The organism is Thermococcus piezophilus (assembly GCF_001647085.1).
Classification (GTDB): Archaea; Methanobacteriota_B; Thermococci; order Thermococcales; family Thermococcaceae; genus Thermococcus; species Thermococcus piezophilus.
In genome coordinates, this window is the sequence record NZ_CP015520.1 from 740,959 (window position 1) to 753,456 (window position 12,498).

At 52.6% G+C, this 12,498-nt stretch carries 13 protein-coding genes; 7 read left to right on the forward strand and 6 right to left on the reverse strand.

Going from position 1 to position 12,498, the window contains the following annotated elements:
* Position 1 precedes the first annotated feature (1 nt).
* From A7C91_RS04000 to A7C91_RS04020, 5 genes are read right to left on the reverse strand one after another with little or no spacing between them, the layout of a single operon-like run.
* Positions 2-1,150, reverse strand: a complete 1,149-nt coding sequence (locus tag A7C91_RS04000) for an RsmB/NOP family class I SAM-dependent RNA methyltransferase (RefSeq protein ID WP_068665109.1) — start codon at positions 1,148-1,150, stop codon at positions 2-4.
* Positions 1,151-1,152: 2 nt separating this feature from the next.
* Positions 1,153-1,665 (reverse strand): DUF3201 domain-containing protein, encoded by a 513-nt coding sequence (locus A7C91_RS04005; protein WP_068665111.1) that lies wholly within the window; start codon positions 1,663-1,665, stop codon positions 1,153-1,155.
* A 50-nt stretch (positions 1,666-1,715) separates the two neighbouring features.
* Positions 1,716-2,615, reverse strand: a complete 900-nt coding sequence (locus tag A7C91_RS04010) for an LEA/WHy family protein (protein WP_068665113.1) — start codon at positions 2,613-2,615, stop codon at positions 1,716-1,718.
* Between the two features lie 53 nt (positions 2,616-2,668).
* Positions 2,669-5,041 carry a COG1361 S-layer family protein gene (locus A7C91_RS04015; protein WP_068665114.1) on the reverse strand — a complete coding sequence of 791 codons (2,373 nt, stop codon included), beginning with the start codon at positions 5,039-5,041 and terminating at the stop codon, positions 2,669-2,671.
* Positions 5,038-7,296 carry a hydrophobe/amphiphile efflux-3 (HAE3) family transporter gene (locus A7C91_RS04020; protein WP_199920107.1) on the reverse strand — a complete coding sequence of 753 codons (2,259 nt, stop codon included), beginning with the start codon at positions 7,294-7,296 and terminating at the stop codon, positions 5,038-5,040. The genes A7C91_RS04015 and A7C91_RS04020 overlap by 4 nt, the downstream gene beginning before the upstream one ends.
* A 126-nt stretch (positions 7,297-7,422) precedes the next feature.
* Here A7C91_RS04020 and A7C91_RS04025 point away from each other — a divergent pair, with 126 nt between their 5' ends.
* The 6 genes from A7C91_RS04025 (at position 7,423) to A7C91_RS04050 (ending at position 11,011) form a co-directional block, all read left to right on the forward strand.
* Entirely contained in the window at positions 7,423-7,944 is a 522-nt protein-coding gene (locus A7C91_RS04025) for a GbsR/MarR family transcriptional regulator (protein ID WP_068665117.1), read from the forward strand.
* A gap of 40 nt (positions 7,945-7,984) precedes the next feature.
* Positions 7,985-8,497: a CDP-2,3-bis-(O-geranylgeranyl)-sn-glycerol synthase gene (locus tag A7C91_RS04030; RefSeq protein WP_068665118.1), complete on the forward strand. Its 513-nt coding sequence runs from the start codon at positions 7,985-7,987 to the stop codon at positions 8,495-8,497.
* Positions 8,498-8,673: 176 nt separating this feature from the next.
* Positions 8,674-9,069: a hypothetical protein gene (locus tag A7C91_RS04035; RefSeq protein WP_199920108.1), complete on the forward strand. Its 396-nt coding sequence runs from the start codon at positions 8,674-8,676 to the stop codon at positions 9,067-9,069.
* A 238-nt stretch (positions 9,070-9,307) separates the two neighbouring features.
* Positions 9,308-9,799: a hypothetical protein gene (locus A7C91_RS04040; protein ID WP_068665122.1), complete on the forward strand. Its 492-nt coding sequence runs from the start codon at positions 9,308-9,310 to the stop codon at positions 9,797-9,799.
* 245 nt (positions 9,800-10,044) lie between these two features.
* On the forward strand, positions 10,045-10,311 hold the full coding sequence (locus A7C91_RS04045; protein ID WP_068665125.1) for a ubiquitin-like small modifier protein 1: 267 nt from the start codon (positions 10,045-10,047) through the stop codon (positions 10,309-10,311).
* Between the two features lies 1 nt (position 10,312).
* Positions 10,313-11,011 carry a ThiF family adenylyltransferase gene (locus A7C91_RS04050; protein ID WP_068665127.1) on the forward strand — a complete coding sequence of 233 codons (699 nt, stop codon included), beginning with the start codon at positions 10,313-10,315 and terminating at the stop codon, positions 11,009-11,011.
* On the opposite strand, the gene A7C91_RS04055 is transcribed toward A7C91_RS04050, so the two are convergent.
* Positions 11,004-11,885 carry a hypothetical protein gene (locus A7C91_RS04055; RefSeq protein WP_068665129.1) on the reverse strand — a complete coding sequence of 294 codons (882 nt, stop codon included), beginning with the start codon at positions 11,883-11,885 and terminating at the stop codon, positions 11,004-11,006. The genes A7C91_RS04050 and A7C91_RS04055 overlap by 8 nt on opposite strands.
* A 99-nt stretch (positions 11,886-11,984) precedes the next feature.
* Between A7C91_RS04055 and A7C91_RS04060 the strand changes: the two genes are divergently transcribed.
* A complete protein-coding gene (locus A7C91_RS04060; RefSeq protein ID WP_068665131.1) occupies positions 11,985-12,413 on the forward strand; it encodes a molybdenum cofactor biosynthesis protein MoaE in 429 nt (142 codons plus the stop codon).
* Positions 12,414-12,498 lie beyond the last annotated feature (85 nt).

Consider the following 12,498-nt stretch of genomic DNA (forward strand, 5'->3'; position numbering starts at 1 on the left):
CCTACACCTTCCTCAGTTTTGCTATGAAGAAGCCCTGGGTAAGGTGTTTGTGGGGATAAAACCTCTGGACCTCGTCCATACCAATACCAGACGAGCCTATAAAGAGACCCTGCTCTTCAAGCTTTAAACCTTTGTGCACCATGTAGCGCACGTTGGCCTCGTTCTCCTCGTAGCTCAGCGTGCAGGTGGAGTAAACGAGAATGCCTCCCTTCTTGAGGGACTTTATCGCTGCGTTGATGAAGTGCCTCTGATAGCGGGCGGTGGCTTCAATATCTTTAGGCGTCCTACCCTCCCAGAGCTTGGGTCTTATGCCGAGGGCTGTGCATGGAGCGTCGAGGAGTATCTTATCCGCCTCTATTCCAAGCTCGGGTAGTTTTCGGGAGTCCATGTGGAGAAGCTTGACGTTCTTGACGCCGAGCCTCTTTAGCTCTTCTTCCATCTTCCTCAGTCTGTTCTTGGACTTGTCGATGGCAATTATCTCTCCGCGGTTTTCCATCAACTGGGCTATGTGGCTCGTCTTCCCGCCTGGAGCGGCGGCCATATCGACTATCAGCTCCTCCTCGCTCGGCTCAAGAACCCTCGCCACCACCATTGAGGGCAGGCTCTGGGCATAGAAGAAGCCCTCTTTAAAGCTCTCCAGCTCGCTCAGGCTCGGTAACTTGAACTTCGGCAGGGTTACCTCCACGGCTATGCCTCTGGTCGAGGTTATCATCTCTTTGGCGCTCATCTTTGCTATGCCAATCCCAACGAGAAGGCCTTTCGGATCGCGAATCTCGACCTCGTCACCGGGCTTTATCTTCTTGTCCGCCTGAAGGACTCCAGGGGCGTAGAGCATTGCTCCTTGATAAACGCTTTCCGCCGCGAACTTGTTGGCCCTTACGACGGGTAAGTCCGGCTCGTAATCATCTGGAAAGTTAGGGCCTTCCCTCTCGAAGTATATACCCTCCTTGAGGTAGGGGCTTCGTTTTGGCTTCAGTCCCTCTTTCCTCAGGGTGGACATCAGCTTGGAGCGGCTCGTCTTGAGGGTATTGACTCTAATGTAGTACTTCTCCACGGGCCTCCTGAGGGAGGCCATTATCTCCTTGGCTTCACTCCCGAAGAGCTTTTGGTAGTACTCCCTGAGCTTGGGAGGAAACGCCTCCTCGTACACGACTAAACCTCCAGGGCGCCGAGGGATTTGGCGAAGGCTATGAACTCCATAAGGCCCTTCTTGAGCTCATCAACACTCTTAAAATCGGCCTCGAACTGGAAAACCTCCTCGTCACTCTGGGCTATCCGCTCTATAATCTCATCGACGCTCGCCCTTTTAGTTGGTCCGTAGATGTCGTCGAGGAAGTTGGTTCCCCCGTAGATGAAGGCCTCGTCAAAGCTCTCCACGAACCTCTCAACGAGCTCCCTTCCCACTTTTTCCTTTGGGATCGCAAAGACGAAGTAGTATCCCTGAAGGGTAACGCCCACCTCTCCCTGCGGCTTTATCTCGAAGGCCGGGTGGGGATACTTCATCAGCTTCCATTCGCCGTCGAGGTAGATGTAGGCGCCAAAGACCTCCTCGACGTCCTCGACCTTGAAGCCAAGTCCGGGAAGTTCGGCCTTTAGCTCTTCGTTGAGCCTGAAGATGCTCTCCCACATCCCATTGAGGAACTCGTGAACTTCTCTCACGTCCATTTCTCTCACCAGAAAAGGGAAAGGTGGGGGGCTTAAAAACTTTCATCCGTTCATTTAATCAGATTCTGGAGCATGTTGTTCAGCTCTCCCATTATATCGGTCTGGATGGTTTCGTCAACGGTCGCCAGCTCCATCTTGTAGTTCATATTCAGCACGGTGATGTCAAGGTATATCTCGGCCCTTACCCTGCTGACCTCGCCGTTCTTTATGTGTTCAGCCCAGACTCTAGGAAGGACCTTAATGTCAATTAACGTCTCAACGTCAACCGTTCCGTACCCCCTGGCCGGGAGAACCACGCTCTTGACTATGGTACCCTGGCCTATTTTGATGTCGTTGGCGTATATCGTGTATCCGACGCCACTTATGGGCAGCGGGAACGGGTTGGGGTTGTAGAGCTTCAGGTGGTTAATTATCACGGCGTTGTCTCCCCGAGTTCCCGCCCAGTCTGTTGTCGTCTCGAGTAGTGCCGGGGTCTTGGCGATGCCTACGTCTCTGCTCTCGGCGGTTATGTTGAGATACTGAAGTATGTCCTCGCTTATCTGGGTGGTCACGTTCTCGTCTATCGGCACCACTCCAAAGAGCTTGCCCCGCAGGTGAAAGACGACGTAGCCCTTCTGTCCGTTGTCCATGTATCTCACGAGGGCATCGACGAGGTTTCTGTTGTCTATGGCTATGGCAAGGGTGATGTCCCTTTTCGTGGCCCCGTAGTCGAACTTCTCCACGCTCGCCACAGGGATACCTAGGAAGTCAAGGCTGGTGTTCTCCACCGACGCTGGAACGAGCAGGGGCTTGTCGAGGTGCGCCGTTATCCATATCTCGGTCGTGTTCTGATCGACATAGCCCCATTGGGCCTGGATGCTGGGCTGGATCGTGAGCACCGCGTAGGCGACGTAACCGAGCCACAGAATGATAGCGAGGAATATGCCTGCCATGGCTATTTTCCAGTTCATTTCTCTCACCGTTTTTTGTTATGGTATTTGTGAGTTTAAATGTTTTCAGGCCATCAGGAGGCCCTGCCTTTCCGGTATGTGTAGATCACCGTCAGCACTACGAGGATTCCCACGACCACTGCAAGGTTCCTGAGGTTGGTGGAGGTCTTGGTGTTTTCCTGAACCGTTACGTCAATCGTCTTCTCAAAGATGTAGACGTTGTCATCTCCCTGGTTCGGGTCTCCAACGGCCCTGATCCTTAGCTGGATCTTGTAATCCTTCGGGATGGCGTCACTGTCGACCCTCAGGATTATGACCCCTTCTCCCGTCGCCCCCGGTGCAAGGTCACCGACGTAGTCCGTTCTCTTGTCGAGGGTGAAGGGCTGATCAGCCTTCACAACACCCTCCATGAGCACGCTCGTGGCCTTCTCTCCTCCCGTGTTCTTCAGGGTAATGTAGACCTTGACGCTCTCCCCCTGGAGGGGCTCGGGTTCAAATCTAACGTTTACGACCTCTATATTCGGCTTGGCGGCGATTATAACGGGGACCCTTAGCGTAACGTTCTTCTCCATCCCGAGGTCGTTGGTATACGTTACTAAGAGCGGGATTTCGTAGATTCCCGAGGTGGCGTTCTCTGCAACGTCGACCCTGAAGGAGGCCTTTGCCGAGTCGCCCTTGCCGAGCGTTCCGAGGTTTATGAGCTGCTGGCTCGTTTCACTCAGCTTGAACGGCCACGACGGCTGGGGCTTCAGGATCACCGTCCTCGCGGTTCCGGTTCCAACGTTGTCCACCTGGAGGTCGATTTCCACGTTGCCCGTTCCAGGGAGGACCTTGCCAGGTGATGTTAAGACTTTCGACAGGAGAAGCTCCGCCTTTCCGGTGATGTCTATGCCGACCAACCTCTCGTCGCTTATCTCCTTATCGTCGGGTGCGCTCAGGTACTTCAGCTCCACCCGAAGGGGGTATATCCCGTTCTCGAGCTTGTCGTTGACCTTAATCCTGAACTCCAGCGTCGCTTCCTGGCCCGGTTCGAGCTCGGCAATGTACTTTACGTTGTCCTCCCCAACCGGCAGGAATGCCTCGACGTTCTGTCTGGCGAGCTCCCCCATTATCTGGTTAAGCGCCGTCTGAATGCTCTCGCTCAGCCCTTCACTCCCTTGAATGGGGATCTGGGAAAGGGCCGAGAGGTCGACGTTCTTGACCTCCCCCTGTATCGGCACCTGGTAGGGGATTATCTTGAGGCTCAGGGCTTTGACGGATTGGGCCCCGGTGTTCTTTATCGTGAATCTTACCGTGAACGTATCGCCGGGGCTTATCTCTTTCGGAATCGTCTTGACATTTGTTATCTCGATGAAGCCTTCCCTATTCCTGCTGACAGTCAGGGCAACGAAGTTGTAGCTCTGGACCATCTTCATGTTGGAGCCCAGCCCAGTGAAGTACACGACGCCGACGTAGAGGGGATACGTTCCCACATCCGCGTTGGGGTTTATCTTTATCCGGAAGGTAAGCGTGGCGTTCTCCTTCCCTTCCAAGTATTCGATGTACTGAACCGCGCTTCCTTCGGGGTAGAAGACGCTCTGGGAAACTCCGCTCTGGCTCAGGGCCATCGATATGGCACTCGCTATCGAGGAACTCTCGTTGAAGCTCATTGGTGTCGGGGAGACGAAGACGTTGAGGTAGCGGACCTTTAATGCGCCCTCGTTCTTGAGGTGGACCTTAATAGTTATCGTATCGCCGGGCTGAACTGTATCGGGCATTTCAACGCTCGGGATCACAACTCCCGGGGCAGTGGCGGCCCTCCACTCCGGCGGCCCGCTTATACTTACCTTGATTCCATTGGGATAAACCTCCAGTACCGTTACGTAGACCTTCTCGTCGTCCACATCAACTTCTACCGTCTCGCCTTCCCTGACTGGAGTTATGTCGGGATAGGTTATCTGCATCAGAACGTCTTCCTTCCTGATTCCGAGTTCTGGATGCTCCTCAATGGTCCGCATCACGGCATCGGCGATTTCCGTCGGAGATGCGCTCTGGAGCCACTGGTAGAATCCAAAGGCATTGGCTATCAGGCAGGCGTTGAAAGCGGTGCTGTCATTGACGTACTGGGAACACGCCTCCACGTCGTAGCCCTGAGTTTCGGCGAGGGCCAGCAGGAACTCCGGATTGAGGAGGAGCCTCTGAATCTTCTCGGGGTCGGGCACGTATATCGTCTTGTACTCGGCGTTGAGTATCTTCCCGTTCTTTAGTATCACAAGGAAGGCGTAGTACTCCCCGTTTCCGTAGTCCTTCTGTGTGTCCACCAGTGAGATCACGAGCGGTCCCACGAGTATGGCCTCCCCCTTGCTCAGGTAGCCCTCGAAGAGAGGGCTTCCCTGCGAGGCGCTTACGCCCGATGCGAACAGGCTTGTGATGAGGAGCAGGATAAGAGTTCCGGCTACTTTTTTCATCTCGAACCACCTCCAGGATCTTTACCATAAAATATCTGCAGTAATGCGGGTGTGACGAGGTAAGATGCCAACACCGAGGCGAATATTCCAAACGCCAGTGTAAGCCCAAAGTCATGTATGGTTGGCAGTTCCCCCGCGAGGAGCGCTAAGAAGCCCCCGGCCGTTGTCAGCGCCCCCACGAGGATTCCCGGCCCGACGTTCTCGACGGACGTTACTATCGGGCGCGGGTTTCCTTTTTCCCTTTCCTCGAGGAAGCGGTGGCTCAGGTGCATTCCATAATCGACGCCAAGGCCGACTATCATCGAGATGACACCTGCCAGGGTCTGGGTGAAGGGAATGCCGACCAGGCCCATGAATCCGACAGTCCAGAGGGCACCGAGGAACATTGGGGTTATCATCGCGATGGAAACCTTCGGGCGCTTGAAGAGAATCAGGACTATCAAGATGACAAAGATCGTTCCATAGGCCGAGATGCGGTTGATTTCCTCGTTCGTTAGGCTGTCGAGGACGTAGTTGAGGTAGATGTCGCCGGTCAAAGAGAGGCTCACTCCTGGCGGAAAGTCCGCGGTTTTAATTGCATCTTCGAAGTAGCTCATTATCCTCCTGAAATCGTTGATGCTCACACCGCCGAAGTCGCCCGTGAACTTAATCAGTGTCATGGAGTAGTCGGGGGACACCAGGTTCTGCCCCTCGTAGTCCTTCAGTGCTTCTCTGATTTTTTCTTCATCGTTCGGGATGTAGCCGTATTTTTCGACGACAATGTCTGCTATGCTCTCCGAGTCAAAGACGTTGTTGTAGTAGGAGTCTGCCGTTATTTCGTTCTCAAAGCGGTAGATGCTCCTCACAAGGGTAGGATCTCTGACGTCGTCTGCCTTGACGAGAACGTAGAGCTCGTCCTGCCCGCCGAAATCACTGCGCACGTCCTTCAGTGCCTCTATCTCGGGCATGCCCTTGGGAACGAACTTCTCAAGCCTAACCTCCGTGGTCACCTGCGTTACTCCATAGCCGAAGACCAAGGTTATCAAGAAGACCGCACCGAGGAACGTGAAGGGTCTCCTTCTGATACCCTCTCCCAGGGAGCGGAACGCTTCTCTTAAGATGCCCGAGTGGGAGCGTATCTCGGGCACCTCGTAGTGCCCCTTCAGCCTCTTCATCACGTCCTCCTCGAGGATTATCACCGCAGGCGTTATCACGACCGCGTTTAGGGCCGCTAATCCAAGGCCGAGGATCAAGGTGGTCGCGAGGTTGTGGAGCATCGGGAGGCTGGAGAGATACATCGCGGCAAAGCCTGCAACGGTCGTCAGCGCCGCTCCCAAGAGTGCCTTTCCAGTCTCGGCTATTGCCTCCTCCGCGGCCTCCTCTATGCTCTTTCCCCTCTTCCTCTCCTCATAGCAGCGGTTGGTCACATGGACTCCGTAGTCTATGCCCATTCCTATGAGCATCGCGCCTATCGTGGTCGTCGCAATGTCGAGGGGTATTCCAAGGAGCCCCATCGCCCCAAGAGTCATGGTAACGCCAAACACTAAGGGAGTGAGCGGAATCAGTGCTTTAACTGGCGAACGGTAGAAGTAGAGCAGCAATCCTAGAACGAGGACGAAGGATATTGCCATGGTCTTGTTCAGGTCGCTCTGGAGAAGCTCCAGTATCCTGTAGGTTATGCCTATGTTGCCAGTCTGGACTACTTCTACGTTTTTCGGAAACTTGACGTCGTTTATGTCAGCTTGAATTTCCTTGTAAACTCTTGTGAGCGTTTTCGAGTTCTTCTCTCTGCTCACGGTTACCACTATTATCGTCGTCGTGTAGTCCCTGCTCACGAGCTGGCTTCTTGTCTCTGCAGGAAGCATATTGAGTACGAACTTAGCCTCTTCCTCCGTTTCTGGAAGACGGCCGAGAACCTGCATGTAAACGTCCGCTATGCTTATGGTGTCGGTTACGTACTCCCTCTGGCGGAGCCTCTGCTCGAGCTCGTAGATGGCCTGGATTACTTGGGGGTCCCTAATATCATACACCCCTCTTGGCTCTATAGAATCCACCTTGACCACTATCAGCGCGCTGTCGCTGCTCTGAAACTCGTTTTGGAATGTGTTGTAGTCCTCTATCGCTGGGTGCCCCTCGGGGAGCATGCTCCTTAAGTCGCTCTCGAAGCGCAGGTTTTGGATTCCATAGATGGAAACAACCAGCATGAATATTGATATGAGTGCAAATGCCACCCGGTACTTCACTATTATCTTTGCGACCTTACGCAGCACTGCCATCAGGTTCCCTCCGAACTTTTGGAAATTTCCGAAAGTTTTAAATATCTGAAACTTTAAAAACCTTTTGCTGATTGACCTTTGTCATTTTCATGTCGAATTCACTCGCTGGAATCGGGGGTGTTGGCTGTGGGAGTTGAAGAAGCACGTCGAATAGTCATGGAGCACTTCGCGAATGCCGCCAGGAGATTTGGCTTCAGCGAGCTTTACGGCTACATTTACGGAGTCCTATTTCTCGCGAGGGAGCCAATGAGCCTTGGCGAGATAGCGGAGCTCACAGGATATTCACTCTCCCATGTGAGCACGGCCCTCAAGTCCATGGAAAGCCTCGGCCTAGTTGTTAGGATCAAGAAGCCGGGCGACAAGAAGGCCTACTACAAAGCCACCAAGCTCCTGAAGGACTGGAGACAGGCTGCTTATTACAACAGAATACTCGAAGACGTTGAACAGATGAAGGACAACCTTCGAAAGGCTTTGGAGGCCCTTGGAGATGAAACCGGTCCAGAGGCTGATTTCGTCAGGGAGAGCATAGAGGTCGCCATGAAGAGGAACGAGCTGGCGGGAAGGATATTCCACTTCATCATGAGCCACGACGACGAGGAAGTCCTTGAGAGGCTCATTACCTGCCTTGAGGGTGGGGAAAAGCGGTAGCTTTAAAACCAACCTCTGGGAGTTCAATCGGGGTGAGGAAATGTCGCTTTCATCACTACTCTGGGCCTTCTGGTACATAGTTCCAGCTTACATCGCCAACGCTTCCCCAGTTCTCGTGGGTGGTGGCAGGCCTATTGATGGTGGTAGGACCTGGGGTGATGGCAGGAGGATCTTCGGCGACGGGAAGACGTGGCGCGGCTTCATTGGCGGCGTTGCCATAGGAACGGCCTCCGGAGTCATCCAGTACTTCCTCACGCCCGACTTCTATTGCTCCCTCGAGACGGCCATTCTCCTGGCTTTTCTGTTGTCATTTGGCGCGCTTTTTGGCGACCTCGTGGGCAGCTTCTTCAAGAGACGCGCCAACCTGCCGAGGGGCTATCCAGCCATCGGCCTCGATCAGCTGGGCTTTTTAATCTCTGCTCTGGCCTTTGCCTATCCCGTTAAGACGCTCGATTCTGGCCAGATAATTTTCCTCCTTATTGTCTCGCCATTCGTCCACTGGGGGGCCAACTACTTTGCCTACAGGATGGGCTGGAAGAGCGTGCCGTGGTGATGAGTGCTCTTTCAGATTTTCCGTTTTTTGCTAACTATTTTAGATGGTGTTCAAAATTTGAATAGAAAATTCTTTTAAGCTTCAACTGATTTTAGTAGTTTGGTGAAGCTCCCATAAGGAAGTTGATAGGGTCGTGGTTAATAATATTGATTTTGGGCATGACAGTAAGTGCTGGAATGTCAAACAACTACGCGGCAGCAGTAACGACTAGCGATTCCTATGAGGCATTCTGGGACATCCTAAACAGGGAGGCAGAGCTTGTGGTTGGCATTGAAAACGGCAACCTCAGTCTTGCTCCAGAGTTAATTCAGAATTCTCGCCTTGATGCGGATAATGCTGCGAATATTTCAGCCTTAATCTGGCAGGCTTTGGAAGATCTGAAAGCCTCTGGAGTAAAAACTTATTACACTGCGGAGGAACTCCGCGAAATGGCTCAGAACATTAGCGAAAACGGTCTGCCACAGGAGAATGTTGATGCTCTTAAGGAGCAGGGCTGGACTGACGAGCAGATTCAGGCTTTGGAAGAGTACATTGTTCAGAACGGGACAAAATTACAGAAGACTTTAACATGACTGCTTTCCTCAAAGACTTCTCAATGGCGTTCGTTGAAGTTGACTTTAAGTACAATCATTATGAAGCGTAGCGGTCAAGTGACGGTGAGCGGGACTGTTAAGATAACCTACACTCCCAGTTCTGGCCAACACCGAACAGTGTGGAGCCAGCAAGTGAGGAGAGGGAGATAATAGCGAGCTACTCAAAGACGATAGCGCTGGAGGATGGCGTTATCCTGGTAAGGTTTATGTAAGCGTTTTGACTCAGGATGAGAACGGCGATGGGACCGTCAAGACTGGAGAAGACGTTACTTTCAAGGTTGTAGTGAAGAATGACAATGATGTTAACATTGCTGGAACTTGCACTATCAGGATTGTCTATCCAACAAGCAGCAGCGACACGAGCACGAGGAGTTTTAGCGTTAGCGTTAATGCTCCTGCAGGTGGGAGTGCAACGGAAACTTTTGGTAGTGTCCATTATGCCTGGTCTGGAACCTTCACGTACCCTGGAGAGTGCAGTTTCGACCAGTACACAAAAAGCTTCAGCGGAAGCGTGACGGTGATAAAGGATACTTCACCAATAAATCCTAGTAACTCCCTATTTAGTGTTGAGTTAATAGCTTACCCGACCGAACTAGAGGGTGGTGGGGAAGTGTATTTACAAGTGAAGGCCTGGAATTACGATGGTTCATTGATTCCTGTTATGGGATACATTGAAATTGATGGGGACAGGATTAGGGGCATTTGGTGAACCAAACGGGGCAGGGGAAGAACACTGGAGTGAAGCGACGGTGGAAGTGGAGCCAATGAAAGAATGAGAATTAAAGCAAGTGGCATTTGAGTGTGATCCAATGTAATTCAAGTACAATATGGGCACCTGTAAGAGAACTTCCACTTGCCGATTACAATGGACAACGAGTTCCCTTGACAGGATATGAAGATTTGTCCAGCAATCCTTTTTAACTTCCGTTTCCCAACTCCTTCGGTGGTGTAAAGATGAAGGTAAAGGTCAGGTACTTTGCCCGCTTCCGCTCCCTCGTTGGCACTGGCGAGGAGGAGCTGGAGGTTCTGGATGGGATAAAGGTCAGAGAACTTATCGATATCATCAAAGAAAGGCACCCAATTCTCAAAAACGAGGTCTTCGCGGAGGACGACGATTTGGCCGACGTCAACGTTTCGCGGAACGGGCGCTATGTGAACTTCGACGAGGTTTTGAATGACGGTGACACGATAGCGCTGTTCCCCCCGGTAAGTGGTGGTTGATATGCTGACCGAGCGCGAAATTGAGCGCTACGACAGGCAGATAATGATATTCGGAGAAGAGGGCCAGGAGAAGCTCAAGAATTCCAAGGTGGCCGTGGTGGGAGTAGGCGGTCTTGGAAGTCCGGTCGCATACTACCTTGCTGCCGCTGGAATGGGGACGCTCCTCCTCATAGACGAGCAGACACCCGAGCTCAGCAACCTCAACAGGCAGATACTCCACTGGGAAGAGGACCTTGGGGAGAACCCCAAACCGATCTCCGCCAAATGGAAGCTGGAGCGCTTCAACTCCGACATAAAAATCGAGACCTTTGTGGGCCGTTTAAGCGGGGGGAACATCGATGAGGTTCTCGAAGGCGTTGATGTAATCGTTGACTGCCTCGACAACTTCGGGACTCGCTTCCTCCTCGACGACTACGCCCACAGGAAGAGGGTTCCCCTCGTACACGGTGCCGTGGAGGGGACCTACGGCCAGGTAACGACAATATTCCCTGGAATTACGAAGAGCCTCAGGGAGATCTTCCCGAATGTTGGAGAAAAGAAAGAGAAATTCCCGATTCTGGGGGCAACAGCAGGCGTCGTCGGGGCAATTCAGGCCCTGGAAGTCATAAAGCTTCTAACTGGCATAGGCGAGCCCCTTATTAATCAGCTCTTGATAGTCGATTTGGCCTTCAACATCTTCGACGTGATCGAGCTCAAGTAGAGGGCTCCTTTACGCTTTTCTTTTCGTTGATGCCCGTTATCTTTATAACTTTGCTCCATGTGCCCTCCTGTATTATAGTCATATTTCCGTGCGTCGGGTCGCTGACCACGGTTTTTGCGCTAACGGTGTAGCTTATGCTCCCACCAACGAGGATTCCGCCCCTGAACTGGAGCTCCAGAAGGCCATCATCTACGCTTATCTCCGTGTCGGGTGTTGATGCGAAGTAGGCACTGGCGAGGACTTTTAGGTCGTCCGCATCGAGCCTGTATCTGAGTGTTAGAACGTCCCCTTCGGCTCTCTCCATGGGCTCCCTGGCGAGGTACTTCCTGGCGAGGCTCACGATGTTATATTTCCAGATCAGCTCTCTGAGGGTCTCGTCGTCGGCTTTCATCCATCCGACGGCGGTCTTGACGTAGGTGACGTTGTTCACGGTTATGTACTGGATGGACGTGGAAGCGCCGTCGGGCTGTATTATCGTCGTTGAGTTTATCCAAGCGCTCCATGAGTCGAAATCTACGTAGCTCTCCTCGATGATGGTGAGGTCCACGTGATCCTTCTGGCTAATTCCTTCCTGTTCGACGGTCACGTTCATCGAGATGGTGGCGTTGCTGGTGTACGTGAACTGCCTTATTCCAGAAACCCCCTTGAGGAGCTCCTCTGTGATGTAACCTCTTTCTGTGCTTGTTGGAGTTTCAGTCGCGGTAGTTGTTGTGGTGGTCGTTTGCTGGTGTGTGGTGGTCGGTGAGCTCGCCGTTTGTGATTCAGAAACGGGGCTCTCGCTCGGTGTCGTGCTGGCTTGGCCGTTGGAGGATATACAGCCCGCTGTGAACCCAGTGAGCAAAATTAGAACGAGTACCAACGCGTATTTTTTCATCCCTTTCACCTTTCTCCCTTTGGGCCGGTGATCACTTAAACCTTTTTATTAACTCGTCAGGTTTAAAGCTCCAAGTGAGTAGTTAAGTGGGGGGTGGATATGAAGGTTAGGATTACCACCGAACCTTTCGACCTCAACGAGGCTCTGAGCTATCTCCTCGTTCCGGAGGCTGGAGGCTACGTGTTCTTCCTTGGGAAGGTCAGGAACGAGAATCATGGCAGGAGGGTCAAGAAGCTCATCTACGAGGCCTACGAGGAGATGGCGGTAAAAGAAATGGAGCGCATACGAGAAGAGGCGCTTGAGAAGTTTCCTATCATTGACATCCTGATATGGCACCGCTACGGTGAGCTTGAAGTCGGGGAAGACACGATACTGATAGTGGCCAGTGGAAAGCACAGAAAGGAAGCGTTTGATGCCTGTATCTGGGCCATCGACAAAGTCAAGAGGCGCGTCCCTGTGTGGAAGAGGGAGGTGACCTACGAGGGCACTTTCTGGATCGAAGGCGACAAGGTACTGCCGGACAAATGAACACTTCTGTTCTCTCCACTTTTTGCAAACTACTGCTGATAGTGTGCAAAATCGGAATAGAAAAAGTATATATACGCTTTTGTCC